A 26664-nucleotide genomic window follows, 5' to 3' on the forward strand; every position below is an offset into this window, starting at 1 on the left:
TCAGGCTATACCCCGTTTCACGTGACTTTTTCGGGGGCGGCTCTTTCGCATCGAAGAGGTCAGGAGTTCGAATCTCCTTAGCTCCACAATTTCGGACGTACTAGAACTTCTGACATCGGTTGACGTTGGTGTGTGGGCGTTCGAGCGCAGTGGAACGGCGTGGGACATGACGCACCGTTGGAGTTCCGAGAGACTGGGATAGGCCGCGGAAGCGACAACCAGACAGCGGGGTGGAGTGATGGCGACGAAGCTAGAGCCCGGGATCGTTCGGATCGCTCATACACGATCCGGCGGTTCGGGTGACGACGAAGTGATCGTCGCCGAACTCGATGATCAGGGCGCGATCGTTACTTGGCCACGTGCCTTGAGCTTCGTCGACGCGTTCGGCCTGAACGAGGATGGTCGGGAGGCACCGGAACCTCTAGTCCTACGCGATAGTGATGGCTGGTTGACGCTTGTCGAGGGTAACCTGCTTGGCGCATCCGCCTCGACCCTGGCGCACTCGGTCGAGCGCATCCGATACCGGCGGGTTATACACACTGGTGCGCATAACGTCGACTACGTGGGTGTCAACGGGATGACCTCCGAGATCGATGGTCTGGCGAAATGGGCAAAGCGCGTCCCGGTCACGACCGAGTTGCTATTTGACGAGAAGCGAGAGCGGCTGGAGGGAGTCTCGCTGGTAGCGAAGAACCTCGAATCTCTACCACTCGGTGGTCCCCTCGACCTCCAGCTCGAGACTTCCTACCGACACAACCCAACTGCCAAGGGCGGCGCTTTCACGATCTCGACCGCGCTTCTGGTGCGCACGCGCAGTTGTGAGCTGGTGAAGTGGGACACTCACCAGCAGGCGCACCGGATGATGCAGGATCTGATGTGCCTGGTCTACGGGCGGCCATGCGCATCTCGGCTGGTTTCGGTCATGCGTGAGGACGATCAAGAACGTCCGGCGACGGATGAACGGCGTTTCTGGCGCGACGCCTACCAGCCGACCTTCGGCCGAAAAGTCGACCTCGATTTCGAGCTGGAGGAGCGGGATACACCACTGTTCTACCTCGACGAGGCAGATTCCATACTGATCGCGTCTTGGCTGTCCGAGTACTCATACTGGTCACGCCCGACCTGGATCGCGATGAGCGCGCTGTTCGATCGCTCTCTTCCCGTCGAGTCGCGACTGCTCCAGATCGCGGTCGCTCTTGAAGCTCTTGGATATGCGATAGCAAAACAGGCTAACCCAGACAAGAAGGTCACAGGCAGCTACGAAGCCACCCTCATGCGTATCTTTGAAGCATTGGGCTACGAGCCGACGGCTGTACTAGGCGAGTTCGAAACGACCGAGGCTTGGTGCAGGGCGTTCAATAAGGCGTACAAGGGTGTGAAGCATGCCGACAACCCGCTCACGGATGCGCGCGACGCGTGGGCGAGGGGACGGGAAGGTCTCCTGCTAGTCCGGTGCTGGCTCGCCGCTGAGCTCGGCGTCCCCGAGGAACTTGTAACGAAGCGTCTTCGCGACGGCCAGGCTGGAGCATGATCGTGTGCCGACGGCGGGCCCCTCCGGGTCGTTCGTCCCGCGACTTGCAAGACGCGTGGCATCCCGAATTCGACGCGAGACTTTTCTACAATGGCGTCGGTAGCGAGCAGTGGAGTGTGCTCTCGGTGCGGCGGGAAGGTGTCCTGCATCGGTTCCGTTGAACATCTTCCCTGACAGTCATATTGCGTGTATCTACGATCGGATTGGGGTGGACCGCAGCCACGTCTCACCGTTTCGCGGCCCACCCCTAGTTAGTGGGGCTCAAGCGTGATGCTGAGCGACCGTGCGCTCCACCGCACAGTCAGTCGAAAGCCACGCGACATGACCTCAACCTCCGATTCTTCGCTCGGAAAGCGCCGAACTTCGCGGGGCCTCGTACGCCCTCGTGTTCGAGCATTCCTGATGGCTACCCGGGCTACAAGCGGCTGAGGACCCCCGTCAATGCATGAGGGACTCATCCGGGGACAACAGATAGATAGACCCCCCATTGACGGATGTACCATCACGCTATCTACGGGTAAACTCCCACGTTATGAGCGGGTATATTTAAAGAAAGCAACTCATAGAACGGCGTAACATCCCGTTGCACCGCGAGCATTGCTAGTGTCCCCGCCGATCGCGTCAATGACTTCAGAAGGATCGTCACAGCATGGTTGAGCGCCCACCGCAGCAGGCCATTGAACTGCTGGAGAAGGCTGTCGAGCGTTCGAAGCGCCGTAGCAGTGTTCGTCTGCCGCTGGGATTCGCGCGGGATCAGGTGAATGCGTTCCCTGCACCTCCTCTTGCCCAGTTGCTGCGGGGCGGAGGCGAAGTTCGAATCAAGGTGCTTTTGACCATCCTGATGATGGCAACCAAGCATCCCCACGAGACGCGAGTAGCGTCCAGGGAGCTAGCCGCGATGCTCAACCTTCGCGACGCTGACGGCGCCGGCGCGCGTCGAGCAAACAAGGCCATTAGCGACCTCGTGACGGCCAACCTCGTCCGACGAGACCTTCGCCCCGGCCATGTTCCCAACGTCACCATCCTGGACCCTAGCGGCTCTGGCGAGGAGTGGAACTCTGAGCAACTTTCTGGGACGACGTACATCACGCTGCCACCGGATCTGTGGCGACGGGGGTGGCTCATCGCACTCTCCGGGCGTGCGCTTGCCCTGCTCATCATCCTGCGAGAGAACACTGGAGGACGCGCTAAGGGTGCATGGATTCCTGGTGTTCGACACCGTCAGTATGGCCTCTCAGAAGACACATGGACAAAGGCGACCAAGGAGCTGCGTGAGTCTGGGCTCCTCGACGTCGAGGAGAAGGTGTATTCATTCCAGGGGGAGCCGCGGCGGCGGAATGTGTACACACTCCACCTAGATCGGCTCGGCACGTTCGACCCAGGAGATCTCGCGTTGCAGGCGTAGACGCGGATTCGGTTCTCGGAGGAGCCGCGATCGTGGCCTAGCCGTGGCACAGCGGCATGCTGCGCTGTCGCGCCGAATGCCGCCCGACGGGCTGATTTCCTATCGACCCTCCGGTGGTCTGCGGACAGTCGATACCGCTCGCGTCCTCTCCCACACCGTCCCGCGGTGGACACCGAACCGTTTGGCGATGGACATGACGCTGTCGCCGTTCCCGCGGGCGGTTCGAATAGCGTCGGCCTCCGTCTCCGTCAGCGGTGTTCGGGTACGTCTCGTTGGGTTCGCCATCACCCCGGAATCCAGCTCAGTCGGATCGGGACGTTCGTTCTCGGAGCCCCGCTTGGCCTGATCCCACGCGGAACTCAGCCGTTCCAAACGACGTTGGTCGTTCCGGTTTGGTCCGGCCAGCTCCACCCCTTCTCCCTTACCCTTCGCCGCAGCCTGGGCTAGCCTAGGCACCATGTCTTTCGTAAAGCACTTCGACCACGTCGGCATTACGGTTGCCGATCTCGACAAAGCCATTGCCTTCTTCGAAAGCCTGGGCCTCGCAGTCGAGGGCCGGATGCACATGGAGGGCGAGTTCGTTGACACGGTCATCGGCATACCGAACTCCCGCAGCGAAATAGCCACTTTGCGGGCTCCGGATGGCGGAACCGGCATCGAGTTGTCCAGCTTCACTCATCCCGACCACCAGCCGGGATCTCCCGCACCGATGTCCACTGAGCTGGGCCTGCGCAACGTTGCTTTCGAAGTCAATGACCTCGATGCTGCCCTGGAACGATTGGCGGCCGATGGGTACGGCCTGGTGGGCGGCGTGGGCCAGTATGAAGACATCTGGCGGATGACGTACGTCCGCGGTCCGGAGGGGATCATCGTTGCCCTTGCCCAGCGGATCGGATAGTCCTCAAGAATGATTGTCCAGCGCGGTGGCCAGGTATATCGTTTGGGCTATCGTTCAGTATCGTTCGCGATGATGTGAGGTGGGCATAATGCGTGAGTCATTCCCGGCAGGCGGCTTCATGGGGAACGGTTTCGAGGGCATGTGGCAGGCCATGGAGGACTTCCGGTCCCGGTTCGAGAAACGCAGTGGGACACGGGCAGGGCGCGGCGAGCTGCGGACGGCCATCCTCACGCTCCTGGTTGAGCGTCCCATGCACGGCTACCAGATCATCCGCGAAATCGAGGAGCGCAGCGGAGGCAGTTGGAAGCCCAGCGCCGGCTCGGTATACCCAACGCTCCAGCTTTTGGCGGATGAAGGATTCGTCAGTGCCGAGGAATCCAACGGACGGAAGATCTATTCCCTGACCGAAGCGGGCCGGGAGGACGTGGAGCAGGCCGAGACCTCCGGCCTCTGGAGCTCCCAGGGCGAAACCCGGGGTTTCGCATCGCTGCCGAAGGCAGGCATCGACTTGGCCCAGGCAGCGGCCCAGGTGGGTCGTACCGGGACGCCCAAGCAGGTGCAGGATGCCGTGACCGTGCTTGAGGAAGCCCGCCGCCGGATCTACGCGATACTCGCCCAGGACTGACACGGGTGGCATCGGTTCCGGGGAACCGGACGGCCCACCAGGCCAGCCCGGTGGATACCCGTGCCCGCTACCGCCGTATCCTGCGGTTTGCCGCCTGGCATTTGGCCGTCACCTGGTGGTTCGAACTGTTCCTCCCCAGAATCGGCCTGCGCAGGATCGCGGACCGGCACCGTGCAAGGAGAATGCGCCACTTCGCCCGGCGGTTCCATGACCTCGCCGTGGAGTTGGGTGGGCTGATGATCAAAGTGGGACAGTTCATGTCCTCGCGGCTGGACGTGCTCCCACCCGAGATCACCTCGGAACTCGAAGGACTCCAGGACGAGGTTCCGCCGGTCCCTTTTCCCGCCATCAAGGAACTCGCAGAAGCGGAACTCGGCGCTCCTTTGGAAGCAGTCTTTGCGTCGATCGATGAAACGCCCATCGCGGCAGCTTCGCTGGGCCAGGCACACCGCGCCACGCTGCTGGCCCCGGACCGGGAAGAAACCGGCCTCAGCAACGTGGTGTTCAAAGTGCAGCGCCCGGGCATCCAGGCGATCGTCGACGTCGACCTTGCCGCCTTGCGTAGGGTGGGCGGCTGGCTGAAGCGCATCCGGATTGTTGCGGAGCGGGCAGACGTGCCGGCGCTGGTGAAGGAGTTTGCACAGACCAGCCTCGAAGAAATCGACTACCTGAACGAGGCCGCCAATGCTGAGCGCTTTGCCGTCGAGTTCGCAGATGACAGCAGGGTTGCCGTACCCGGGATTGTCTGGGAGCGGACGTCCCGCAGGGTCCTCACGCTGGAGGATGTCACCGCCATCAAGATCACTGACGCAGAGGCGCTGAGGGCTGCCGGGATCGACCCCACAGCCGTGGCCCCCGTCTTTGCCTCGGTGATGTTTGAGCAGCTCTTCACCAATGGCTTCTTCCATGCGGATCCCCATCCCGGCAATATCTTCATCACCCCGGACCGTGATCCATCGGCGGAGCACCCGTGGAAACTGACGTTCATCGACTTTGGCATGATGGGCCAAGTCCCGCCGAAGACCCGCAGCGGGCTCCGGAAGTTGCTGATCGCGGCGGCCGCAAGGGATGGCCAGGGGCTCGTGGCTGCCATCAGCGACATCGGAGTGCTGGTGCCATCGGCGGATACCCGCAAGCTGGAACAGGCCATGACCCAGCTGTTCGCGCGTTTTGGCGGCATGGGGTTCGCGGAACTCCGCGAAGTGGACCCGCGGGAATTCCGTGATTTTGCGGTGGAATTCGGGGACGTGGTGCGTTCCTTGCCGTTCCAGCTACCCGAGAACTTCCTGCTCATTATCCGGGCCATGTCGCTGACGTCCGGGGTGTGCAGTTCCCTGGACGCCAGGTTCAACCTTTGGGATTCCGTGGAGCCGTACGCGGCCCGCCTGCTAAGGGATGAGCGCGGCAACGTGGTGAAGGACGCCGCCGCCCACGTGCTGGAAACCGCGGCCGTGGCCATGTCTTTGCCGAAGCGCCTGGACGGGATCATCACCAGGATCGACGAAGGCTCCATCGAGGTATCGAATCCGCGGATGGAACGGCACTTGGCCCGGCTGGCCAGGACCGCCCAGCGCGCCGTGGGGGCTTTGATCTTCAGCGGCGTCCTGATCGCAGGCGCCTTGGTCCGCGCTGACGATCCGGTGCTCAGTAACGTCCTGATGGTTGCCTCGCTCCTACCACTGCTCTATGTGCTGAGGCCCGGACGCCGTTAGGCCGAAACCGGATTCGCGCATCGTAAACTTGCCCTTGTGACTGACACGCCTTCCCGCCCCCTCCGTGCAATGAACGTGATGACGGGACCCGTGATCGCAGGCGTGGCACCTAAGCAGCAGTCGATCGTGGTGGAGCACGCCGCTGCCTTCGCCACCGCCGCAGGACTGCCCTTGGTGTGTGCCTTTGTGGACGTCACGGTCTACCCGGTTGATGGCACCACAGGCGGTCCCATGGCCCCGATTGATCCCGACGGTGTGGACGAAGACGCCGAGCCCATCCCCGCATCCCTGGAAGCGAGCATCGCGGAGCAATTGGCCGGTTCCGGCGTTGACTGGTCGCTGGTAGCGCTGGCCGGAGAACCGGCCCACGCGTTGGCACGGCTTGCAGGCGAGATCGGCGCGTCCCTGATCGTGGTGGGCTCCAGGGAACACAAAATGGGCTCGACCGTCCGGGAAATGACCGGAGGTTCGGTCGCCCGGCAGTTGCTGCACCGGCAGGATGGTCCGGTCCTGGTGGTTCCGGTCGATCCGCGGGTACCTGGCGAGCGATGACAGGGAACACCATCAAACGCCCGGCACATCTTCGGAGGGGTTTCATCGGCATTGTGGCTGCCGGCGGGGTCTTTGGCGCTTTGGCCCGTTACGGGTTGGGGCTGGTCATCCCTGCACCCGGTGCGTGGCCGCTGCCCACGCTGATCATCAACCTGACGGGTGCGTTGGCGCTCGGTGCCTTGCTGGAAGGGCTCTCCCGGAGGGGGCCCGACGTCGGCAATCGCCGGGTCCTGCGCCTCGCCTTGGGAACGGGTTTCCTGGGCGCCTACACCACCTACAGCACGCTGGCCTTGGACACGGTGCACCTGATCATGGGCGGCTCTTCCAGCGGCGCGGCCTGGTATGTGGGTTTGAGTGTGGTGGGCGGGGCACTGGCGACGACGGCAGGCATTGCCTTGGGTGCGTGGCACCACCAACGAACCCGCAGGGCAACGGACGGGCGAGCATCGTGACGGTGATTCTGCTTGCCCTGGCCGGTGGCATCGGCGCAGCGTCCAGGTTCGTCGTCGATGGCCTCGTCCGGGGTAGGGTCCGGACTGCCCTCCCATGGGCCACGATTCTCATCAACGTTTCCGGTTCCCTGATGCTGGGGTTCATCGCAGGCTTGGTGATGCGTGGGCATGCCCCGGAATCGTTGCAGATGATCCTGGGCACGGGTTTCCTTGGCGGCTACACCACGTTCAGCACAGCCAGTTTGGAGACCATCCGCCTGGTGCAGGGCGGACGCATCGGACTTGCCTTCATCAACGCCCTCGGCTCCTTGGTGGCGAGCGTGGGCGCTGCGGCATTGGGCCTCTGGATGGCCTGGTTACTGCCCTGAGCGAACAGCCCGCCGGCGTCGATCCCCGACTGTAGGATCGGTGCCATGGCTAAGAAGACATTCAATGAGTTGTTGTCCGCCCAGGTCGCCAATGAGTTCGCGGCCTCCCAACAGTACATCGCCGTGGCGGTGTACTTCGACGGCGAAGACTTGCCACAGTTGGCACGTCACTTCTATCGCCAGTCCCTTGAAGAACGAAACCACGCCATGATGATGGTCCAGTACATGCTGGACCGCAACGTGCATGTCGAGATTCCGGGAATCGCCCCGGTCCGCAACAACTTCACCAATGCCAAGGAACCCATTGCCCTGGCATTGGAGCAGGAGAAGGAAGTCACCAGGAACATCGAGGACATGTTCCGCGCGGCGCGTGCCGAGGGCGATGCCCTTGGTGAGCAATTCATGCTGTGGTTCCTGAAGGAACAGGTTGAGGAAGTTGCTTCCATGACCACGCTCTTGAACATCACCGAACGAGCCGAGAACCTGTTCGACATTGAGAACTATGTTGCCCGTGAGACCGTGGGCGACGGCGGACACGATGCCGGGGCTCCTTCGGCAGCCGGCGGCGCCATCTAACCGCGAACCAGAGCCAGGCGGGTCCGTCGGAAGTCAGCTTCCGGCGGGCCTGTCGTTTTCGGTGTCCGCCACGGATCGGCCCAGGAGGGAGAGCCTGCTGGCGATCCGCGCCAGGTCGACTGGCTGGACGCCGTCGGTCCCCGCCGCGTCCCAGTCGAGTGGGCCGACCCCTACCAGGAACAGGGTGATGTCCTGGTCGTACAGTACGTCCACCGCATTGCTGAACCTTTGCCAGGCGGGCGCCATGGAGGCGTCGGCGTGTGCCGGCGAAGGTACGTCGTCGATCACCCAGGCCTTGTAGGCATCGGCCAGGGCCAGGTAATCCGCCGTCGATGTCAGGCCCGCGAACAGGGACCCGAAGCTGACCCAGAGGAGGTCCGGGTCTGCGTTCTTCACCACCACCGGCTGGGTGGTAGGGGTGAGGACCCGGCTCTGCGAGGCGGGTGGCGCGAACAATCCCAGTCGGCCCAGTTGATGGGCAGAGCCGGGGCAGATGATCCGTCCGGAGCTGAACGCCGGGGGAGCGGCGTCCAAGGAAGAACCGGCCACAGGGTACCGCCGAAAATCCGAGGGCCCGCTGACCACCAGCACGTCCATCATGTCTTTGATGGCTTCGATGGTCGGAAGAAAGTGATCATGCCACAGGGGATTGGGCAGCAACTCGTCAGGGGCGTAGTTGGAGGTAACCACCAGGGGCACGTGGCGTTGCGCGGCGGTGCGCAGCAGACGGGCCATGAACATCCCGTCTCCAACATCGTGGACGTGGAATTCGTCGAAGAACAGCACATCGATGTCCGCCAGCAGCGCATCCACGGACCGCTGGATGGCTGTCCCGTCGCCTGCGCCTTGCTGTCCGTGAGTACCGCGGTGCAGCGACCTGAAGAAATCGTGGAAGTGGACGCGGCGCTTCCGTGCGTGGAGTCCGCGGTAGAAGCTGTCCATGAGCCAGGTCTTGCCGCGCCCCACGGGGCCGTGAAGGTAGATGCTCCGGGGCGTCCTGGCCCGCGTGACCGTTGTGGGTAGTGCCCGACGCCGGCCGGTCACCGATGCGCCGAAAGCCGCCAACCGCTCAGCTGCTGCCCGCTGGCTCGGCTCAAGCGCGAAACCCGAGCGTCCGGCGTCGTGCTCTATTCCTGCCAGCAGGGCGGCACCGACCGCCTTGGGCCGTTGGCGATGCCAGGGGCTTGCAAGGGGTGGCGTCAAAGCCATCCCTTCCGTTTGAAGATCACGTACATCACGAGTGCCGCGCCCACCATGAGGCCGACCGCCATCGGGTAGCCGACTATCCAGTGCAGTTCGGGCATGTAGTCGAAGTTCATGCCGTAGACCCCGGCCACAAACGACGGGGCGAAGAAGATTGCGGCCCAGGAGGAGATCTTCTTGACTTGCTCGTTCTGCGCTGCGCTTGCCTCGTTCTGGCGGTTGGCAGTGAGGGTGCCATCCAACGTGAGGGCATTCTGAAGAAGGTCGCGGAAGGAGTTGACCCGCGATATCACGTGCTTGACGTGGTCCTCGACGTCCCGCAGGGAGCGCTGGAGCTCAATATCCACGCCGTACTTTTCAAAGCCCTTTTCGAGCAGGGTCATCATCTCCGGCAGGGGATGGATGGCGCGCTGGAACTGGATCACTTCGCGGGCGAGTTCATAGATCCTTCGGGAGACCGTGGAATCTCCGCTGAAAAGCTGGTCCTCGATTTCGTCGATGTCGTTTTCCAGGCCGGCCACCACGGGAGCGTAGTCGTCCACCACCTGGTCGAGGAGCGCGTAGAGCACGGCCTCGGGACCGTGGCGCAAGAGGTCCGGGCGGTCTTCCAGCCGGTGCCGGACCCGGGCTACGCCCGCTGTTTCCGCGTGGCGGATGGTGACCACAAAATTGGGGCCGGTGAAGACGTGGAGTTCGCCGAACTCCACCGTTTCGGTTTCGTCCAGGTACCTCGCGGGCCGCAGGACGGTGAAGAGGTTGTTGTCGTACCGTTCCAGCTTGGGCCGCTGGTGGGCGGAGACGGCGTCTTCGACGGCGAGTTCGTGGAGTCCGAACTCGGTGGCGACGCCTGCCATCTCCTCTTGCGTGGGCCGGTACAACCCGATCCACGCCATGCCCCCGTGCTTGGCAAGTGTCTCGAAAGTTTGCTCCAGGCTTTCCGGAGTGGCGGTGCGTACGCCGTCTACGTAGACGGCGTTATCGATGATGGTCACGGGCAGAAGGCTACTGTATGGCTCCGATGATGGCGCCCGCGATTGCGAGTGCCACCACGTCGTGGCCCGAGTCGATCACTGTGACTGCCGTGGGCCTGCCGGCGAAGCCGTTGTGGATCACCTGGCCGCCGGCCCGGAATACCAAGGCAATGATGATCCCGAAGAAGGCGCCAGCCCAGAAAGTGTTCAGGTCCAGTGCGCTGATCAGCACGGCGAGGAGGACGCTGGTCAGGGCCGAGGCAAGCATCATGGGGACCCAGATGCCCACGCCGCCGTCAAGGTTCTTGAGGTCTTCCTCTGTCTTGCCGATGGCCTGCATCCATCGTTTGCCCAGGACGGATGGCATGTACCAGACGAACCCCACAACCATGCTGGAAACGAATGCCAGCAGCACGGCCAGCCAGTTGATCTGTGAAATGTGTGAAAGCCAATCCATGCTAAAAATCCTAGGACCCTGTAACGGGGTTGGAGTGCTCCTGCCGGGTGCGTGTTGGCGTGGCCGCCATGCGCCCAATCAGTGGCTCGGTGCGGTACGGGATGTGGGTGTGGAGCGCGAGCACTGTCTCGGTCCGGATCACGCCTTTGGTCCTGAGCACCGAGCGGAGGGCTGACTGGAGGTTGTGCGTATCCGTTGCCACGACGCGGCACCAGAGATCGCCGCGGCCGGAGATCTCGTGCACTTCCAGGACCTGCGGGATCAGGCGGAGGGCGCCGATGACGCCGTCGAGCTCGCGGTGGGTGACCTCGATGGTCACGAAGGCCACCACGTCATAGCCCACCTTCTCCAAGTCGACCTCGCGGCCGGCAGCCTGCAGGACCCCTGAACGCAGCAGTCGCTTCACCCGGCTTTGCGCGGTGTTCCGGGCAATGCCCAAGGACTCACTGAGCTCGGCGATCTGGACGCGCGGGTCCTTGATGAGTTCCAGCAGGATTTTCAAGTCCAAGGGGTCAAGGCTGTTCAAATGGTCACTCCGACTCATTCTAGGGGTACATGTTTGAGTATTTCGCTCAATCCTGCCATGAATTCACTGTGTTGCGCTCAGTTGTAGGCCATTCTGTTGCCACCAATACTCAGCCATGCCAACCATCCCACAAGGACACGCCGGCACGGCACTTGATCGAAGGCACGGAAATGACTGTCTTGAGTGAACTCCGCATGCGTCCGGCCACCGCCGGGCGATGGGGATGGGATGCCAGTACGACTGCGCGGTTGGTCCTCGCGGGCGTGGTGATCTTCTCGTTGCTGGTTGGTGCCAACCTCGCAACGCCGTTGTATCCCTTGCTGCAAGCCCGGCTGGGTTTGTCTTCCCTGGACGTCACTGTGGCCTTTTCCAGCTACGTCGTCGCGTTGGTGGCCGTCCTGATCCTGGCCGGCCACTGGTCGGACCACATTGGCCGACGGGCCGCCTTGGTCCTGGCTGTCCTGGTTGGCCTGGCCGGCGGGGCCATCTTTGCCGCAGCCGACAGCCTCCTGATGCTGTCTGCCGGCCGTGCCCTCCAAGGCGTGGCCGTGGGCTTGGCTACGGGTGCAAGTTCGGCGGCGCTGCGTGAGCTGTTGCCGCACAGGCCGGACTGGGCTTCGCGCTTCACGCTGTTGTCTTCCGCCGGTGGTGTCGCCGCTGGTCCTGTGATCGGAGGCCTGCTCTCGCTCCTGCCGGACCCTACGCGTACCCCGTACTATGTCCATTCCGGAGTGCTGCTGGCTGCGCTGGTGCCGTTGTGGCTCCTGAAGGCCCGGCCCGCCATTGCGCCGGCTCCAGGGAAGCCGGCGTTCAAGGTGCTCGCCCCGCGGCGTCCGGCGGTGTCACGGAGCGCGCGGGGTGCCTTCTGGATGGCCTCTGCCGTGGGCTTCCTGAGCTTCGCGGTCTTCGGGTTCTGCCTGTCGTTGGCACCTGGTTACTTCGCGTCCGTGGTCCATGCTGATTCCCGGCCACTGATCGGGCTTCTTGCGGGCGTGACGTTGGGGGCTTCAGCCTTGAGCCAACTGTTGGGCACCCGCGGAAAATACCAGGTCCCCGTTGCCTTGGCCGTCCTCGGCGTATCAGTGGTCCTGGTGGGTGCTGCCGCTATGTGGTCCAGCCCGGCACTGCTGGTCGTTGCCAGTATCACTGCGGGAGCCGGCCAAGGTGTGGCCTTCCGCCAGGTCTTCAACGAGGTGGCCGGCAAAGTGGAAGCGGCCCGCCATGCGCAGGTCATCAGCACGGTCTACGTCATCACGTACCTGGGAAGCGCCGTTCCGGTGATGGGGCTGGGTCTTGCCGTTGCGGCGGTGGGGCTCCAGCCCGCCGTCGTGGGTTTCACCGTCTTGTGCGGAATGGCAGCGCTGGCGCTCGCTGGAGTCGCCTTGCGGGCTGCCCGCGCTTGAGCGGTTCCGTTCCTACTCGGGAAGCGGTCCCCGATTACCAGGGATGTGCTGGAACACCATGGTGGTTTCCGTGTGGCCCACCACTGGATCCGTGGCGAGGTTGTCCAGGAGCCAGTTCCGGAGGTCGTCCGTATTCGCGACGGCGATGTGCAGCAGATAGTCGACGGAACCCGTGGTGTGGAAGGTGGAAATCACGGCCGGCAGCTTGGGGACACGGGCCGTGAAACGGTCGATCTGGTCGCGGTCGTGGGCGCGCAAGCGGACGGCGATCAGGGCCTGTACGGAGCGGCCGATCGCGGGCAGGCTCAGCACGGCTTCGAAGCCTTCAATGATGCCGCGTTCGGAGAGTGCCCTGGTGCGCATCAAGGCCGTGGAGGGGGCAATGCCCACCAGTTCGGCGAGTTGTTTGTTGGAGATGCGGGCGTCGTCTACCAGCGCTGCGAGGATCCGTTCGTCGATGGCATCCAGTGGCTCTGCGTTGCCCGATGCAGATCGAACATTCTTCGGGTTGGTGCTCACGGATCCTCCTGGAATAGCGGTTTCACCATCATAACGGTGAATTCCCTGCGATCTAGGCGGCCTTTGCCTTTCGGAGCCGTTTGTTGCCGAGCCGCTGCAGCGGCTCGCTGAAAACCATCAGTATCAAGGGGAGCATCCCAAGGTCCGGTGCCATGAGCGCAATGACCAGTGCAAGGAGGAAGAGGGCGGCCACGATGGCCCCTCCCAGAACTCCGGAAATGGCCTCGGTCTCGTCGAAAGTGTGAAGCTCGGGATGGCGGCGCAGATACACGCGGGCAGCCAGCAACATGATGCTTGCCGCCAGCAGCGTGCCGATGTAAACGAGGGGTTGGGCCCAGTCATCGCGCATCTGGGTAGTCAATGCCGTGGCAACGGGCAGCCACACAATGGTGAACATCCACCCCACCGTCAGCCAGAGCAACCCTGAATCGACGCGCTGGACACCCCGGAAAAGCTTGTGGTGGTGTACCCAAAACACGGCGATGAGGAGGAAGCTCAGGGCGAAGCCCAGCAAGGGGTAGCGCTCTTCCTCGAACCACTGGGCCGTGGTGCCCTCGTGGTCCGCGAGCTCGCCGACGCTTTCCATGAGCGGCAGGATCAGCAGCGTCAGGGCGATGGCCACCACGGCATCCGTGAATGCCTGCAGCCGTTCGGGTGAGGACAGTTCCCGGGGTCTGGTGACCTGTGCCATGCCTCCGATTGTAGGTGTTGTACGGCTGTTGTCAGCCTGTTGCGCGGGACCCGCCGTGGATCGCAGCGGTGACGGCCGCCGTCGTCAGTCCCAAGGCGTTGACGCCGAGCGCCAACGCGGGCCAGCCGAAGGCCTGGAAAGCCAGTCCACCGGCCCAGCCGATCACGCTGGAACCCAGGTAGTAGGACAGGTTGTAGAGCGAAGCCGCCTGGGCCCGTCCCGTGGTGGCGATGGCACCCGTCCACCCCGATCCGACACTGTGCGCCGCGAAGAATCCGCCGGTGAAGACCACCAGGCCCGCCAGCGTGGCAGCGAGGTTTTCGAGCAGGGTGAACGCGAGGCCCGCGGACATGATGGCTATTCCGGCGAGGAGGACGTTCCGTCGTCCAAAGCGGGTGGTCAGTCCGGCCGCCCAGCGCGAGCTCACTGTCCCGGACAGGTACGCCAGGAAGATCAGGCTCACCAAGGTGGCGGGCAGGCCGAACGGTTCGGCGTGGAGCCTGAAGCCGAGGTAGTTGTACACGGCCACGAATCCTCCCATGAGCAGGAATGCCTGCAGGTAAAGGGAGAAGAGCCGCGGATTGAAGGCATGGCCGCGAAGGGTCCGCAGGGCGCCTTGGAAGCCTTGGACCGGGGCCGGCCGGAAACGGCGCTGCTTGGGGACAAGGACCAGGAACAGGATGGCGGACACTGTGGCGAGTAGCGAAACGGCCAGCGCGGCGGCCCGCCATCCCCACGCCTCGCCAACAGGGCCGGCCACGAGGCGTCCCGCGAGCCCGCCCAAAGTCGTGCCGGCCACGTAGCTGCCTGCGGCCAGCGCGGTGTGGATTTTGGTGACTTCCTCATTGAGGTAGGCGATGGCAATGGCCGGAATACCGCCAAGTGCCATGCCTTCCAGGGCCCGCAAGCCCAGCAGTACAGGAACGGTGGGTGCCAGCGGAACCAGCAGGCCCAGGACGGTAGCGGCCCCGATCCCGAAGGCCATGGCCCGGACCCGACCAATCCGGTCCGCGACGAAGGACCAGGGCAGCACGGTGACCGCGAGGCCGATGGTGGCCAGGGAAATGCTGAGGGCAGCATCGGCGGCCGAGATATGCAGGTCTGCCGCCATGAGGGGGAGGACTGCCTGGGTGGAGTAGAGCTGGGCAAACGTAGCCACTCCGGCCAAGGCCAAGGCGGCAAGGACCCGTCGATAGCCGCTGGATCCTTTCGCGTGTCCGTCCCAGGTGTGGGGCGAGGCTGCTGCTGTATTCGTCACCCGGCCAGACTAGGCTTGGCGCAACTGTGTATTCCAATGCATGATTTGCTCATAACTCATGCACTATTGCATCAATGATGGTGGAGGGAACCATGGAGCCGGACCACCAGCAACTGATCCAGTTGCTGCCGCTGCTGCCTGTCTTGGCCGAGTTGGGGCGTACCGAACATATGACGGAGACCGCCGAACTCCTTGGCGTTCCGCAATCGACGGTGAGCCGTGCCGTTGCCCGGGCCAGCGCGATCGTCGGGATGGACCTGCTGGTCCGCGACGGCAGGGGAATCCGGCTGACGCCCGCAGCCAAGACGCTCCTGCCTTACATCGAAGCCGCGCTGGAGGACTTCCAAGCCGGCCTGGACAGGGTCAGGCACGAGTCGGATGTGGTGCGCGGCAAGATCGGCGTCTCGTTCCAGCACACGTTCGGCGAAGCCACGTTGCCGCTGCTCATCAGCGCGTTCCGTGCACAGCACCCGAACACCGTTTTTGAGCTGCGGCAAGGCCCTCGGGACGATTGCCTCCAGGAACTGGCAAGGGGCGACGCCGACTTTGCGCTCACCGCGCCCATCGCTCCGGAAGGCAAAGGCATCCGCTCCTTCGCCCTTTACCGCGAGCCATTGAGGGTGGTGCTCCATTACCGCCACCCCCTGGCCGGACGGACGAGCCTCCACCTATCCCAGCTTCGCCATGAACCCTACGTCACCCTTCCCGAGGGCGTGGGCCTGCGGGCACTCGGCGAGGCTCTGCTCCGGGAGGCCGGCTACCGGCCACGGATCGCCTTCGAAGTGCAGGAGTCCACCACCGTCCGCGGCCTGGTTTCGGCAGGTTTGGGATACAGCATCCTGCCCCCTGCCGGACCCGGCTATGGCACGGGGCAGTTCCTCCCGGAGGCGGAACTGGGGCTGGTGGAGGTGCCGATCGAATCCGATCTGGCCTTCCGGCAGATCGGTTTGGCTTGGCGGGAACGGAGTTTCGAACCGGAGGCGGTGCGGCGTTTCAGGGAACTGGTGGTTAACCGGGGCGGGGAACTGTTGGCCGAACTGGTCAGAGCCCGCTCAGGAACTCCTTGACCACGGAGGAAGCCGACCCGGTACGCGCCGACCGCCAGCCCGCACCCGCCCACAGATTGACCCGGTGTGGATCGGCCGCGGCGGACGCAGCGGCCCGGATGGGTGCCGTCAAATGGTGGATGGCAGGGTAGCCCTCGGGAGCATCGTGGTGATCACGGACAAAATCGTTCACCAACGAGCGGGCCCAGCGTCCGGTAAACGCCCTGGTCATGGCTGTTTCGGTGAAGCCCGGATCGCCCAATGCGTCCTTGTGTACCTGCCTGGCCCCGCTCTCCTCGGTGCGGACCAAGGCCGTACCCACCTGGGCGGCGTCGGCCCCGGCCGCCAGGACGTCGCGCAGCACGGCGCCGTCACTGATCGCGCCTGCCGCAATCAGCGGAAGCCCGACGGCGGCACGCACCTGGGCGAGCAGCCCCGCCGTCGTGCTTTCAGCCCGGGGTCCACCGCTGGTGAGGAAAGCCGCTGTGTGTCCGCCGGCGGTGTGGTGCTGAACCGCGATGGCGTCCGGCCCTTCTTCCGCCGCCGCCAAGGCTTCGTCAACAGTCGTGATACTGGAAATCACCGTTGTTCCGGCTTTTTGCAAAGCTTTGACCACTGCCGTGCCCGGAAGTCCGAAGGCGAAACTGACGAATTCGACAGGATCCGCCAGGAGGGCGTCGATCTTTCCCTGCCATGCGTCGTCGTCATCCAGGCGGAGGGGCGGCATGGTCACGCCATAGCGGGCGGCGTCGGCCTCAAGAGCGGCACGATATTCCTCAAGCCGTGCCCTAGCCCCAGCCCCGGGCGGGAGCTGGGCAGGATCCGGGACAAAAACGTTCATCCCGAAACGCAGGCCCGCACCGCGGGCGGCGGCGATTTCCGCCGTCATGGACTCGACGCTCTTGTATCCCGCAGCAAGGAAGCCCAAGCCCCCGCCATCCTGGACTGCCTTCACCAACGCAACACTGGAGGTGCCACCGGCCATGGGTGCGGCGATGAACGGGGTGTGGAACAGGGACATGCGGTTTCTCCTCCGGACGCTCCAAGCTAGTCTTTCACGGTGAACAATCTTGACTCGGACAAGCATTCCCCGTCGTCGCCCAAAGCCGTGGCACCCCTGGCCGGAACCGTGATCGGCCTGGACATCGGCGGCACCAAAACGCGCGGCGTGCGTTTCGAGGACGGAACGCCTGTTCGTGACGAGAGCGCCGGAAGTTCCAACGTCCAGAACGTCACCCGGGAACAGGCCAAAGCCAACCTTGCCGAACTGTTCGCCAAGATCGGCGGCGGCAATGTTGCCGAGGTGTACGCCGGCTCCGGCGGCATTGACACCGACGAGGACGCGCAGGCGCTCGCAGACCTGATTGCCCCCCACGTACCGGGCGCCCGCATCACCGTGGTGCACGATTCCAGGCTGCTCCTGGCAGCCGGTGGTGCAAGCACGGGCGTCGCGGTCATAGCGGGGACGGGTTCGGCTGCCTGGGGCAGGAACGAGGCCGGGGAGGAAGCCCGCGCCGGTGGGTGGGGGTACCTGTTGGGCGACGAAGGCAGCGGCTACTGGTTGGGCCGCGAGGCTGTCCGCCACAGCCTCCGCCGCATGAACCAGGGCCTTGAACCTGACGTGCTCAGCCGGGCCTTGCTGGAATCGTGCGGAGTGGACGAACCCGGCAAGCTCATCGCCCTGTTCCATTCCCCGGAGACCGGCCGCCGATTCTGGGCGCAGCAAGCACGCCTGGTAGTGGAAGCCGCGGACTCCGGGGACGAGACGTCCGTGGCCTTGGTGAACCAGGCGGGCCGGGACCTTGCCGACCTCGCCACCCAGGCCGTGCGGCAGTTGGGCATCGACGGACCCGTGATCCTCGGCAGTGGCCTGGGCATGAACGTGGTCCGGCTTCAGGAAACTTTCAGGGAAAGGCTCGCCGAGGCGGGGATAGCCGACGTGCGGATCCTGCAGCAGGACCCGGTTTTCGGCGTTCCCCGGCTCGTGGCGGAACAGCGCGCCTGACCAAGGCGGTGGCGCGGCGCGTCAGCCGCGGATCAGCTCAGCCGCGGGTCCGCGGGCGTAGCTTGACCCCCGGAAGCGGCGGCGCCGGTATGCGGCCGGCCTCGGCTCCCGCATCCGGTCCATGGCCGCGGACCAGGCCGAAACGGGAGGTGGCGGCAGCATCGTCGTCGAGCAATCCCTCGGCTTCCCACTCCTCGCGCGCCCGTTCCACTTCCTCGTGGGTGCGCCCCACGAAGTTCCACCACATCAGCAGGTCCTCGCCGAACGGTTCTCCACCCAGGAGCATGAACCGCGTGTCCGGGGCCGCGTCGACCGTCACCGAATGCCTGCCCGCACCCAGGTAAGCGAGCGGACCGGGCGCAACGGACTCTCCGTCGATGACCAACTGTCCATCCAATACCAAGACGGCATGCTCAAAGTCTGGGCGGACCGGGAGCCCAAGCGTTCCCGTGCCGGTGATGTCCGCGCCGACGATCGGGCTGAACATGGTGGCAGGGGAGCGCTGGCCGGCGAACTCGCCCACCATCACTGTGGCGGTGTAGCCCTCACCGACGGCAACCGGGAGTTCGCGGTGCTGTTCGAAAGTGGGTTCGCGGTGCCGGTGTGCGTCGGGCAGCGCAACCCACAACTGCAGTCCACGGGAGACCGGGATGTCGTCCGGCGAACCGTCGGAATCCGGCAGGACGGAGAACTCCGAATGGGAGATGCCGTGCCCTGCCGTCATGATGTTGAGTTCCCCCGGTTGGACCACCACGTCGCTTCCCACGCTGTCGCGGTGCCGGACGGCTCCTTCCAGTGGCCACGTGACCGTCTGCAGCCCGCAGTGCGGGTGGGGGAGCACGCTCATGGCAACCCTGTCCGGGCCGAAGCTGTCCAGGAAGCACCACGCGCCCACGGTGGGCAGGCCCCGCTGGGGCAAGGTGCGGTACACGTTCATGGCGCGAACGCCGCCCAGGGGAACCTCACGCGCAGGCCATAACTGGACGCACGGCCCCTGGCCTTCAGGTGCGGCGGGGCAGACCTGCTCCGCGGGAGCAGTATCCAGATTGGTCATGTGTCATCACCTGTGCATAAATGTTGGAAATTGAGCTAATCTGTTCCGTGTGAACAACGCCCTTCTGAGCTACCGCGACGCCGTCCTCCACCGTTCGGGTGAACCGTACCGCATCCTCGCAGGAGCCATCCACTACTTCCGCGTGCATCCGGATCTCTGGCGTGACCGGCTGCGTCGGCTCAAGGCGATGGGCGCCAATACGGTGGACACCTACGTGGCGTGGAACTTCCACCAGCCTACGCGCGGACAGGCTCCGGACTTCACCGGTTGGCGGGACCTGGGACGCTTCATTGACACTGCCGCCGAGGAAGGCCTGGAGGTCATCGTCCGGCCCGGGCCGTACATCTGCGCCGAGTGGGACAACGGTGGCTTCCCCGCATGGCTCACGGGCATACCGGGTATCGGCCTGCGCTGCCTGGACCCTGCGTTTACCGGGGCCATAGAGGAATGGTTCGGCCACCTGCTGCCCATCATTGCCTCCCGCCAGGCGTCTGCAGGCGGACCCGTGGTGGCAGTCCAGATCGAGAACGAATACGGCAGCTACGGCGACGACCACGAGTACATCCGATGGAACCGCCGCGTGCTCGAGGATGGCGGGATCACTGAACTGCTCTTTACGGCCGACGGCGGAACAGACTATTTCCTTGATGGCGGTTCGGTTGAGGGCACCTGGGCTACGGCGACGCTCGGGAGCCGCGGCGACGAAGCCATTGAAACGTGGAAGCGGCGCCGGCCGGATGAACCCTTCTTCAACGTTGAATTCTGGGGCGGCTGGTTTGATCACTGGGGCGAGCACCACCACCGCCGCGATGCCGCCGATGCTGCCGCCGAAGCCCGGAAAATGCTCGACGCCGGCGGGTCCTTGTGCGTGTACATGGCCCATGGTGGAACCAACTTCGGCCTCGGATCCGGCAGCAACCACGATGGCACCATGCTCCAGCCGACGGTCACGAGCTACGACTCCGATGCCCCCATCGCCGAAAACGGCGAGCTGACACCCAAGTTCCACGCCCTCCGCAGGGAGTTCTACCGCGCACAGGGCATCGAAGACCTGCCCGAACTTCCCGCTGGGCTGCTCACGTCGGCTCCTGTCCTCCCGGCGCAGTCGCTGCCGCTCAGCCCGGGCACGGAACTGCTGGAGGTCGTCAGGGCGGCCAGTGCTCCGATCGCCAGCGTCAAGCCCCTCACCTTTGAGCAGTTGGGGCTCGACGGCGGCATGGTCCTCTATGCGGCCGAGGCCATCCTCCCGGGACGCGCTGATGCTCCCACGGAGAGCCGCCTCAAGATCATGGGCCTCCACGACCGTGCGTACATCTGGGTGAACGGAGCGTACGTGGGGGTCCTGGATGACCAAACCGCGGCCGAGGGGCTGACCCTTATCGGAACAGGGATCCCGGCAAGACTGGAAATCCTCGTGGAAAACCTGGGCCGCATCAACTATGGGCCCTTCACGGGGCAGGGCAAGGGCATCCTGGGTGGCGTGCTCATCAACCAGCGCTACACCTTCCACTGGACCCAAACGCCGGTTGCCCTGGGCGAATGGACGGAGAAGGATCTTGCGGACCTCCCCGAAGCAGAGTTCACTGCACGGGAACCCGCAGACACCTATTTTGCGCTCCCGGAATCCACCAAAGGCTTCCTCTGGCTCAATGGCTTTCTCCTGGGCCGGTACTGGAACAAGGGACCGCAGGTGACCCTCTACGCCCCGGCGCCTTTGCTGAGGGCGGGACGCAACAGCATCCGGGTGCTGGAACTCGGTGACCCGGGCGCCGTCATTGAGCTTCGGGAGAAACCGGACCTCGGGCCGGAACAGGCCGGTCCCATCGGCGCGGCTGATCTTACGTAGCCCGGCCCGGGCAGCGAACTATGCTGGCTGAATGAGCCTGGACTTCGACACCCGCCCTGCTGCCTACGCCGTCATTATTCAGGAAGGCAAGATCCTCCTGGCGTACTGGAAGCAGGACGACAAGGAAGGATGGACCCTCCCCGGAGGAGGGTTGGACCTGGCCGAGCACCCCGTGGACGGCTGCCGGCGCGAGGTCCTGGAGGAAACAGGCTACGAGGCACGGATCCACCGCATGCTCGGCATCGATGTGGGCCATTGGCCCAGGGAAGCCCAACCGGACGGAACAACCCGTGACTTCCAAGCGCTCCGGCTGGTCTATGAAGCCTCCATCACTGGCGGGGAATTGACGCATGAGGTGGATGGCAGTACCACCCACGCTGCTTGGATCCCCCTTGAGGATGTGGGCAAGCTCAACCGGGTATCGCTGGTGGATGTGGCCCTCCGCCTGGAGCGGGAACGCCCGCTGGATGGAAAGCTCGCCGCACAGGATTCCTGAAAGGGTAGCCATATCCGGCGGGCCTGAGTACGCTGGAGGTCGTTGCCGGCCGATCGACAGCCGGTTTTGATGCCGAGGAGGTGGATTTGATGACTGCCATAGTCCTGCGCGCCCCGCACAGTGCAGCGGCGCACCGTCACTTCACCATTCCTGTCCCGGCATCAGCCTGCGCCTAGCCAGGCGACCGGGCCTCAGCAGAGGCATTCCACATTGAATATTCACGCTTTTTCAAGCGACGCTGTTTTTCCTGACACCAACCAGCTCCCCATGGAGTACGGTTTCACCGCCAAAACCGCGGAGTTGTTCGCGGCCAATCCCTCCTCGAATCCAGGGGATAGCTGGCCCGGACGCATCGTTCGCCTGGATAGAAACCGGGTCCTGGTCGCATCAGGGCACGGCTTGCTTCACTTGCCGTACCCCCGCCGGGGCCTCATCCCGGCCACGGGCGACTGGGTCTGGTTGGGGCACAACTCCACCGGTGAGCCGGCCGTCGTCGAGGTGTTGCCCCGTCATTCGGCGCTCAGCCGCAAGCGCGCCTTCGAAGCATCGTCGGAGGAGCAGATCCTGGGCGCCAACATCGACATCGTGGCGGTGGTTGTTCCCATGGACCGGCCGCTGACCCACAACCGCCTGGAACGGACCCTGGTCGCTGCCTGGGATTCCGGCGCCACACCCCTGGTGGTGATCACCAAGGCCGACCTCGCAAACCTGGCGGACGATGTTGTGGGTGAGGTCATCCACCAAGCGGCCGGAGTGGAAGTGGTCACGACGTCCGCCGAACACGGCGACGGGCTGGATGAGCTCCTCCGCCACATTCCGCAGGGGGCAACCCTGGTGCTGCTTGGGCCCTCCGGCGCGGGCAAGTCCACCCTGATCAACGCCCTGGTGGGTCACGGAGTCCAGGAAACCGGCGCCGTGCGGTCGGGCGACGGCAAGGGCAGGCACACCACCACGTCCCGTGAGCTCGTTCCGTTGCCGGGCGGCGCAGTCCTGATGGACACGCCGGGCGTCCGTGGCTTCGGCCTTTTCGACGCGGACGACGGCATGGACGAAATGTTCGGCGACCTGGAGGAGCTCTTCGGGCAATGCCGCTTCTCCGACTGCTCCCACCAGGCTGAGCCGGGGTGTGCCGTGCTGGAAGCCTTGGCCAACGAATCGTTGGACCAGCGCCGGTGGGCCAGCTATCTCAAGCTCCAGCGGGAGCTCGCGGCACTGAACCGGAAACACGATGCTGCGGCGCGTCGCGCGTACCAGCGGGAGTGGCACCAGAAGGTGGTTTCCGCCGAACGAGGACAACGCGCGGCGGAAAGATACCGCCACGATAAAGCCGAGGAGAGGGCCGGGAAGACCGCTAAACGCCGGAAACGGTGAACATTGCCGATTCATTACGGAATACGTGGCGTCGCTGACATCGCTTGGCCCGCTGGCTACGCTGGGTGAAGATCGGCTTTACAGCCACAGTAAGCGTGCTTATGATCATTTGGCTCTACCGTCCGAGGATGTCGAAATTACAGATAGGTAAGCCCAGGTATGGCCGAAGCCATGATTGAGTTCCAGAGCGTGACCAAGCAGTACCAGGCGGGACAACCAGCGGTTGACGCTCTGAGCATGTCCATCGACAAGGGTGCCATTACGGTCTTTGTCGGACCCTCGGGCTGCGGCAAGACCACGTCATTGCGCATGATCAACCGCATGGTTGAGCCCAGCGCGGGCACCATCACCGTCAACGGCGAGGATGTGTCAAAGGTCCCGGCCGCCCAGCTGCGCCGGTCAATGGGGTATGTCATGCAGTCCGCAGGTTTGCTCCCGCACCGGTCCGTGCTGGACAACATTGCCACTGTTCCCCGGCTGAACGGGGTTCCGAAAGCGGCTGCGCGGAAGCGCGCGGCGGAACTGCTCGACGTCGTCGGGCTGGCTTCCGGGCTCGGCAAACGGTACCCATCGCAACTCTCCGGCGGCCAACAGCAACGCGTCGGCGTGGCGCGTGCGCTCGCGGCCGATCCGCCGGTGCTGCTCATGGATGAGCCCTTCAGCGCGGTTGATCCCGTGGTGCGCGACGAACTTCAGCAGGAACTGCTGCGCCTCCAGCGCGAACTGGCCAAGACCATCGTTTTCGTGACCCACGACATCGACGAGGCCACCGTGCTGGGCGACAAGGTGGCGGTCTTTGCCGTGGGCGGCAAACTCGCACAGTACGCAGCCCCGGAGGAGATCCTCCGGGCGCCGGCAAACGACTTCGTAGCGTCCTTTGTCGGCCGCGACCGGGGGTTCCGGCATCTCGCGTTCAACGCCGCCGACTCGGTGGAGCTTCATCCTGTCACCATGGTGGGAGCCTCTGACGGGCATCACGCCGGCCGGGACTCGGGGGAGTGGGCGCTGGTTGTCGACCAGGAGACCAGGCCGCTCGGGTGGTCCTCACCGCGGGACGGCGCCGGAATCATCCCCGGCGGTTCACTCTTCCGCAAGGGGGACACCCTGCGGCGGGCGCTCGACGCAGCGCTGTCCTCGCCGTCTGGCCTGGGCGTTGCCGTGGACGACGACGGCAGGGTCGCTGGAGTCCTGAAGGCACCGGAAGTCCTGGCCCTCATCGAAGAAGTCCGCCGCCGCAGGGAGGACGCCACCTGATGCAGTGGTTCCTGGCGAACACGGGCATGGTGTTTGGCTTGGCGGGACAGCACCTGGTCCTGGCAGTCATCCCCATGGTCCTCGGGCTGCTGATTTCGGTTCCCCTGGCACAGCTGGCCCGCCGAAACAGTACGCTGCGGTCCATAGTGGCCACGGCTACGTCCTTGCTCTACACCATCCCGTCCCTGGCGTTGTTCATCATTCTCCCCACCATCCTCGGGACCCGGATCCTGGACCCGCTCAATGTGATCGTGGCGCTGACGATCTACGCCGTGGCCCTCCTGGTCCGCGCTGCAATGGACGCGTTCGATTCCGTGGACAACGATCTTCGGAACGCTGCCGTGGCCATGGGCTTCAAGCCCCTGAACAGGTTCTTCCAAGTGGACCTTCCGCTGTCCCTCCCGGTGATGTTTGCCGGGCTGCGCGTGGTCTCCGTCAGCAACATTTCCCTGGTGAGCGTTGCGGCGCTATTGGGTGTAGGCAACCTTGGCATGCTGTTCACTGACGGTTTGCAGCGCACCTTTGTCACCGAGGTCGTGGTTGGCATTATCGCCATCCTGGTGCTCGCGTTGCTGATGGACGCTCTGCTCGTGGTGCTGGAGAGGATCCTGACGCCCTGGACCCGGGCCGCGGGCGGCAGCGGACAGGCCAGCGCCACGGCGATCATCACCGAGCCCAAGTCCGGGCCGGCACCGCAGGCGACCCCACGACCGGATCCGGGGGCATCGGCATGAGCAACATCTTCACAGACACCATCGCCTGGCTTGTTGACCCTGTGCACTGGTCCGGAAGCGGTGGGATTCCAGCGCGTTTATCCGAACACTTGCAGTACAGCGGCCTCGTGCTGGTCATCGCCGCGGCGATAGCCATCCCCGTAGGACTCTATATTGGCCACACAGGTCGGGGCAGGGTGGTTGCCGTTGCCCTGGCCGGAGCCCTCCGTGCCTTGCCCACGCTCGGCCTGCTGGTCCTGTTCGCGCTGTTGGCGGGCAGCGGCCTCATGCCGCCGGTTTGGGCACTCGTGATCCTCACCGTTCCACCGCTCCTGGCAGGCACCTACGCAGGCATTTCCAGCGTCGATTCCACGGTAGTGGATGGTGCCCGGGCCATGGGCATGACCGAAATGCAGATCCTGTTCCGCGTTGAGCTGCCCAACGGGCTGCAAGTCATGTTCGGCGGAATCCGGACCGCAGTACTCCAGGTCATCGCCACAGTGTCGGTGGTTGCCTACCTGCCGCTCGGCGGGCTGGGCCGCTACCTCTTCGACGGCCTGGTCCTTCAAGACTTCCCGCGCATGCTCGGCGGCTCCCTGTTGATCGCGGCTTTGGCGATCGCCGTCGACCTTGTCCTTGCCGCCATCCAGCGCCTGGTGCTGTCACCAGGCCTTGCCCCCGACTCCCGCGGTCGCCAGAAGGCGCCCGACGGTCACCAAGCCACAGCTCCCTCCGGGGCTGCCGTTCAAGGAGGTACACCATGAAAAACCCCGTCCCCATGACCCTTACGCGCCGTGGTCTCGGCGGCCTGGCAGCCGGCCTCGGTGTGGCGCTCGCGCTGAGCGCCTGTGGTGGCAGCCCCCTGGCAACACCGTCATCGTCGGCAGCCAGCGGATCAGCCGGCGGATCGTTGGTTGTAGGTTCGGCAGACTTCCCGGAAAGCCAGGTCATCGCCGAAATTTACGCCGGTGCCCTCAACGCGGCCGGAGTCACAGCCACCACCAAGCCAAACATTGGCTCCCGCGAAATCTACTTCAAGGCGGTCCAGGACGGCTCGGTAGACCTCGTGCCGGACTACTCGGGCAACCTCCTGTCCTACCTGAACGCCGATGCCACGGAAGTCTCGGCCGATGACGTGTACAAGGCGCTGCCGGGCAAGCTGCCCGACGGCTTGGCCGTGTTGGATGCGGCCAAGGCAGAGGACAAGGATGCCATGGTGGTCACCAAAGCCACGGCAGAGAAGTACCAGCTGAAGTCCATCGAAGACCTGGCCAAGGTGTGCAAGGACTTCACCATGGCTGCCCCGGCCACCTTCGAGACCCGCTCCTACGGTTTCCCGGGCTTGAAGAAGAACTACAACTGCGAGCTCAAGGGGCTGCAGCCCTTCAGCGACGGTGGTGGCAACCTGACCCTGCAGGCCCTGCTCGAGGACAAGGTCCAGGTGGCCGATATCTACACCACCACGCCGTCCATCGTTGACAACGACCTTGTGGTCCTCGAAGACCCCAAGAACAACTTCAAGGCCCAGCAGGTCCTGCCGCTCTACAACAAGTCCAAGATGACGGACAAAGCCAAGGACGCACTCAACAACGTGTCCAAGATCCTCACCACCGAGGACCTCATCAACCTGAACCGTTCGGTGAGCGGCGACCAGAAGCAAAGTGCCAAGGACGCAGCCGCCGCCTGGCTCAAGGACAAGGGCATCGTCAAGTAACAGCTGACAAGAACCGCT

The 26664-nt window shown here is 64.3% G+C and carries 28 protein-coding genes; 19 read left to right on the forward strand and 9 right to left on the reverse strand.

Features of this window, described 5'->3' with window-relative positions:
• Positions 1-238 precede the first annotated feature (238 nt).
• From ACIQTZ_RS00530 to ACIQTZ_RS00570, 9 genes are all read left to right on the forward strand, one after another.
• Entirely contained in the window at positions 239-1531 is a 1293-nt protein-coding gene (locus ACIQTZ_RS00530) for a HEPN domain-containing protein (RefSeq protein WP_402976592.1), read from the forward strand.
• Between the two features lie 649 nt (positions 1532-2180).
• Complete coding sequence (locus tag ACIQTZ_RS00535; protein WP_402976595.1) at positions 2181-2936, forward strand: hypothetical protein; 756 nt, start codon at positions 2181-2183, stop codon at positions 2934-2936.
• 457 nt (positions 2937-3393) lie between these two features.
• Positions 3394-3834, forward strand: coding sequence for a VOC family protein (locus ACIQTZ_RS00540; protein WP_402944477.1), 441 nt, complete (start codon positions 3394-3396; stop codon positions 3832-3834).
• Positions 3835-3922: 88 nt separating this feature from the next.
• Positions 3923-4459, forward strand: coding sequence for a PadR family transcriptional regulator (locus ACIQTZ_RS00545; protein WP_400329331.1), 537 nt, complete (start codon positions 3923-3925; stop codon positions 4457-4459).
• A gap of 5 nt (positions 4460-4464) precedes the next feature.
• The gene (locus tag ACIQTZ_RS00550; protein WP_402976598.1) at positions 4465-6171 is read left to right on the forward strand and encodes an ABC1 kinase family protein; all 1707 of its coding nucleotides are present in this window, start codon (positions 4465-4467) and stop codon (positions 6169-6171) included.
• 36 nt (positions 6172-6207) lie between these two features.
• Entirely contained in the window at positions 6208-6723 is a 516-nt protein-coding gene (locus ACIQTZ_RS00555; protein ID WP_402976601.1) for a universal stress protein, read from the forward strand.
• Complete coding sequence (locus ACIQTZ_RS00560) at positions 6720-7175, forward strand: fluoride efflux transporter FluC (RefSeq protein ID WP_402976604.1); 456 nt, start codon at positions 6720-6722, stop codon at positions 7173-7175. Before ACIQTZ_RS00555 ends, ACIQTZ_RS00560 begins: the two co-directional genes overlap by 4 nt.
• Positions 7172-7543, forward strand: a complete 372-nt coding sequence (crcB, locus tag ACIQTZ_RS00565; protein ID WP_402976607.1) for a fluoride efflux transporter CrcB — start codon at positions 7172-7174, stop codon at positions 7541-7543. The genes ACIQTZ_RS00560 and crcB overlap by 4 nt, the downstream gene beginning before the upstream one ends.
• Before the next feature lie 45 nt (positions 7544-7588).
• Complete coding sequence (locus ACIQTZ_RS00570; protein WP_397322117.1) at positions 7589-8119, forward strand: ferritin; 531 nt, start codon at positions 7589-7591, stop codon at positions 8117-8119.
• 33 nt (positions 8120-8152) lie between these two features.
• Here ACIQTZ_RS00570 and zapE read toward each other — a convergent pair whose 3' ends face one another.
• Genes zapE through ACIQTZ_RS00590 form a run of 4 tightly spaced genes read right to left on the reverse strand, consistent with a single transcriptional unit; the run spans position 8153 to position 11294 of the window.
• Positions 8153-9328, reverse strand: coding sequence for a cell division protein ZapE (gene zapE, locus ACIQTZ_RS00575; protein ID WP_402944461.1), 1176 nt, complete (start codon positions 9326-9328; stop codon positions 8153-8155).
• Positions 9319-10314, reverse strand: coding sequence for a magnesium/cobalt transporter CorA (corA, locus tag ACIQTZ_RS00580; protein WP_402944459.1), 996 nt, complete (start codon positions 10312-10314; stop codon positions 9319-9321). The genes zapE and corA overlap by 10 nt, the downstream gene beginning before the upstream one ends.
• Positions 10315-10324: 10 nt before the next feature.
• Positions 10325-10750 (reverse strand): DUF1761 domain-containing protein, encoded by a 426-nt coding sequence (locus ACIQTZ_RS00585; RefSeq protein ID WP_402976610.1) that lies wholly within the window; start codon positions 10748-10750, stop codon positions 10325-10327.
• 10 nt (positions 10751-10760) lie between these two features.
• Positions 10761-11294 (reverse strand): Lrp/AsnC family transcriptional regulator, encoded by a 534-nt coding sequence (locus ACIQTZ_RS00590; protein ID WP_402976613.1) that lies wholly within the window; start codon positions 11292-11294, stop codon positions 10761-10763.
• 152 nt (positions 11295-11446) lie between these two features.
• Between ACIQTZ_RS00590 and ACIQTZ_RS00595 the strand changes: the two genes are divergently transcribed.
• Positions 11447-12679 (forward strand): MFS transporter, encoded by a 1233-nt coding sequence (locus tag ACIQTZ_RS00595; RefSeq protein ID WP_402976616.1) that lies wholly within the window; start codon positions 11447-11449, stop codon positions 12677-12679.
• 12 nt (positions 12680-12691) lie between these two features.
• Here ACIQTZ_RS00595 and ACIQTZ_RS00600 read toward each other — a convergent pair whose 3' ends face one another.
• From ACIQTZ_RS00600 to ACIQTZ_RS00610, 3 genes are read right to left on the reverse strand one after another with little or no spacing between them, the layout of a single operon-like run.
• Positions 12692-13198, reverse strand: a complete 507-nt coding sequence (locus tag ACIQTZ_RS00600; protein WP_402976619.1) for an Lrp/AsnC family transcriptional regulator — start codon at positions 13196-13198, stop codon at positions 12692-12694.
• A 52-nt stretch (positions 13199-13250) separates the two neighbouring features.
• Positions 13251-13889 carry a TMEM175 family protein gene (locus tag ACIQTZ_RS00605; RefSeq protein ID WP_400329356.1) on the reverse strand — a complete coding sequence of 213 codons (639 nt, stop codon included), beginning with the start codon at positions 13887-13889 and terminating at the stop codon, positions 13251-13253.
• A gap of 31 nt (positions 13890-13920) precedes the next feature.
• On the reverse strand, positions 13921-15147 hold the full coding sequence (locus tag ACIQTZ_RS00610; RefSeq protein WP_402976622.1) for an MFS transporter: 1227 nt from the start codon (positions 15145-15147) through the stop codon (positions 13921-13923).
• A gap of 92 nt (positions 15148-15239) precedes the next feature.
• Between ACIQTZ_RS00610 and ACIQTZ_RS00615 the strand changes: the two genes are divergently transcribed.
• Positions 15240-16214 (forward strand): LysR substrate-binding domain-containing protein, encoded by a 975-nt coding sequence (locus ACIQTZ_RS00615; protein ID WP_397322513.1) that lies wholly within the window; start codon positions 15240-15242, stop codon positions 16212-16214.
• Here ACIQTZ_RS00615 and ACIQTZ_RS00620 read toward each other — a convergent pair.
• A complete protein-coding gene (locus tag ACIQTZ_RS00620; protein ID WP_402976625.1) occupies positions 16189-17214 on the reverse strand; it encodes a nitronate monooxygenase in 1026 nt (341 codons plus the stop codon). The two genes, ACIQTZ_RS00615 and ACIQTZ_RS00620, sit on opposite strands and share 26 nt — an antisense overlap.
• 39 nt (positions 17215-17253) lie before the next feature.
• Here ACIQTZ_RS00620 and ACIQTZ_RS00625 point away from each other — a divergent pair, with 39 nt between their 5' ends.
• Positions 17254-18198 (forward strand): N-acetylglucosamine kinase, encoded by a 945-nt coding sequence (locus ACIQTZ_RS00625; RefSeq protein WP_402976628.1) that lies wholly within the window; start codon positions 17254-17256, stop codon positions 18196-18198.
• 37 nt (positions 18199-18235) lie between these two features.
• Here the strand turns inward: ACIQTZ_RS00625 and ACIQTZ_RS00630 are convergent, their stop codons facing one another.
• Positions 18236-19252: a pirin family protein gene (locus ACIQTZ_RS00630; RefSeq protein WP_402976631.1), complete on the reverse strand. Its 1017-nt coding sequence runs from the start codon at positions 19250-19252 to the stop codon at positions 18236-18238.
• 49 nt (positions 19253-19301) lie between these two features.
• Here ACIQTZ_RS00630 and ACIQTZ_RS00635 point away from each other — a divergent pair, with 49 nt between their 5' ends.
• From ACIQTZ_RS00635 to ACIQTZ_RS00665, 7 genes are all read left to right on the forward strand, one after another.
• A complete protein-coding gene (locus tag ACIQTZ_RS00635; protein WP_402976634.1) occupies positions 19302-21098 on the forward strand; it encodes a beta-galactosidase family protein in 1797 nt (598 codons plus the stop codon).
• A gap of 31 nt (positions 21099-21129) precedes the next feature.
• Complete coding sequence (locus ACIQTZ_RS00640) at positions 21130-21594, forward strand: NUDIX hydrolase (RefSeq protein ID WP_402976637.1); 465 nt, start codon at positions 21130-21132, stop codon at positions 21592-21594.
• 210 nt (positions 21595-21804) lie between these two features.
• Positions 21805-22965, forward strand: a complete 1161-nt coding sequence (rsgA, locus tag ACIQTZ_RS00645) for a ribosome small subunit-dependent GTPase A (RefSeq protein WP_402976640.1) — start codon at positions 21805-21807, stop codon at positions 22963-22965.
• Between the two features lie 159 nt (positions 22966-23124).
• A complete protein-coding gene (locus tag ACIQTZ_RS00650) occupies positions 23125-24219 on the forward strand; it encodes an ABC transporter ATP-binding protein (protein WP_402976643.1) in 1095 nt (364 codons plus the stop codon).
• Positions 24219-24953 carry an ABC transporter permease gene (locus ACIQTZ_RS00655; protein WP_402976646.1) on the forward strand — a complete coding sequence of 245 codons (735 nt, stop codon included), beginning with the start codon at positions 24219-24221 and terminating at the stop codon, positions 24951-24953. Before ACIQTZ_RS00650 ends, ACIQTZ_RS00655 begins: the two co-directional genes overlap by 1 nt.
• Positions 24950-25696, forward strand: coding sequence for an ABC transporter permease (locus tag ACIQTZ_RS00660; protein ID WP_400329383.1), 747 nt, complete (start codon positions 24950-24952; stop codon positions 25694-25696). Before ACIQTZ_RS00655 ends, ACIQTZ_RS00660 begins: the two co-directional genes overlap by 4 nt.
• Positions 25693-26646, forward strand: coding sequence for an ABC transporter substrate-binding protein (locus tag ACIQTZ_RS00665; RefSeq protein WP_400329386.1), 954 nt, complete (start codon positions 25693-25695; stop codon positions 26644-26646). Before ACIQTZ_RS00660 ends, ACIQTZ_RS00665 begins: the two co-directional genes overlap by 4 nt.
• Positions 26647-26664 lie beyond the last annotated feature (18 nt).

Origin of the sequence: Paenarthrobacter sp. NPDC090520 (genome assembly GCF_044769205.1) — a bacterium.
Lineage (GTDB): Bacteria > Actinomycetota > Actinomycetes > Actinomycetales > Micrococcaceae > Arthrobacter.

What these genes read in the sequence shown, in the direction of transcription:
- ACIQTZ_RS00530 (WP_402976592.1), top strand. Translation starts at nt 239, where the DNA reads ATGGCGACGAAGCTAGAGCCCGGGATCGTTCGGATCGCTCATACACGA.
- ACIQTZ_RS00535 (WP_402976595.1), top strand. Translation starts at nt 2,181, where the DNA reads ATGGTTGAGCGCCCACCGCAGCAGGCCATTGAACTGCTGGAGAAGGCT.
- ACIQTZ_RS00540 (WP_402944477.1), top strand. Translation starts at nt 3,394, where the DNA reads ATGTCTTTCGTAAAGCACTTCGACCACGTCGGCATTACGGTTGCCGAT.
- ACIQTZ_RS00545 (WP_400329331.1), top strand. Translation starts at nt 3,923, where the DNA reads ATGCGTGAGTCATTCCCGGCAGGCGGCTTCATGGGGAACGGTTTCGAG.
- ACIQTZ_RS00560 (WP_402976604.1), top strand. Translation starts at nt 6,720, where the DNA reads ATGACAGGGAACACCATCAAACGCCCGGCACATCTTCGGAGGGGTTTC.
- ACIQTZ_RS00570 (WP_397322117.1), top strand. Translation starts at nt 7,589, where the DNA reads ATGGCTAAGAAGACATTCAATGAGTTGTTGTCCGCCCAGGTCGCCAAT.
- zapE (WP_402944461.1), bottom strand. Translation starts at nt 9,328, where the DNA reads ATGGCTTTGACGCCACCCCTTGCAAGCCCCTGGCATCGCCAACGGCCC.
- ACIQTZ_RS00585 (WP_402976610.1), bottom strand. Translation starts at nt 10,750, where the DNA reads ATGGATTGGCTTTCACACATTTCACAGATCAACTGGCTGGCCGTGCTG.
- ACIQTZ_RS00590 (WP_402976613.1), bottom strand. Translation starts at nt 11,294, where the DNA reads ATGAGTCGGAGTGACCATTTGAACAGCCTTGACCCCTTGGACTTGAAA.
- ACIQTZ_RS00595 (WP_402976616.1), top strand. Translation starts at nt 11,447, where the DNA reads ATGACTGTCTTGAGTGAACTCCGCATGCGTCCGGCCACCGCCGGGCGA.
- ACIQTZ_RS00605 (WP_400329356.1), bottom strand. Translation starts at nt 13,889, where the DNA reads ATGGCACAGGTCACCAGACCCCGGGAACTGTCCTCACCCGAACGGCTG.
- ACIQTZ_RS00615 (WP_397322513.1), top strand. Translation starts at nt 15,240, where the DNA reads ATGGAGCCGGACCACCAGCAACTGATCCAGTTGCTGCCGCTGCTGCCT.
- ACIQTZ_RS00620 (WP_402976625.1), bottom strand. Translation starts at nt 17,214, where the DNA reads ATGTCCCTGTTCCACACCCCGTTCATCGCCGCACCCATGGCCGGTGGC.
- ACIQTZ_RS00630 (WP_402976631.1), bottom strand. Translation starts at nt 19,252, where the DNA reads ATGACCAATCTGGATACTGCTCCCGCGGAGCAGGTCTGCCCCGCCGCA.
- ACIQTZ_RS00640 (WP_402976637.1), top strand. Translation starts at nt 21,130, where the DNA reads ATGAGCCTGGACTTCGACACCCGCCCTGCTGCCTACGCCGTCATTATT.
- ACIQTZ_RS00650 (WP_402976643.1), top strand. Translation starts at nt 23,125, where the DNA reads ATGGCCGAAGCCATGATTGAGTTCCAGAGCGTGACCAAGCAGTACCAG.
- ACIQTZ_RS00655 (WP_402976646.1), top strand. Translation starts at nt 24,219, where the DNA reads ATGCAGTGGTTCCTGGCGAACACGGGCATGGTGTTTGGCTTGGCGGGA.
- ACIQTZ_RS00660 (WP_400329383.1), top strand. Translation starts at nt 24,950, where the DNA reads ATGAGCAACATCTTCACAGACACCATCGCCTGGCTTGTTGACCCTGTG.
- ACIQTZ_RS00665 (WP_400329386.1), top strand. Translation starts at nt 25,693, where the DNA reads ATGAAAAACCCCGTCCCCATGACCCTTACGCGCCGTGGTCTCGGCGGC.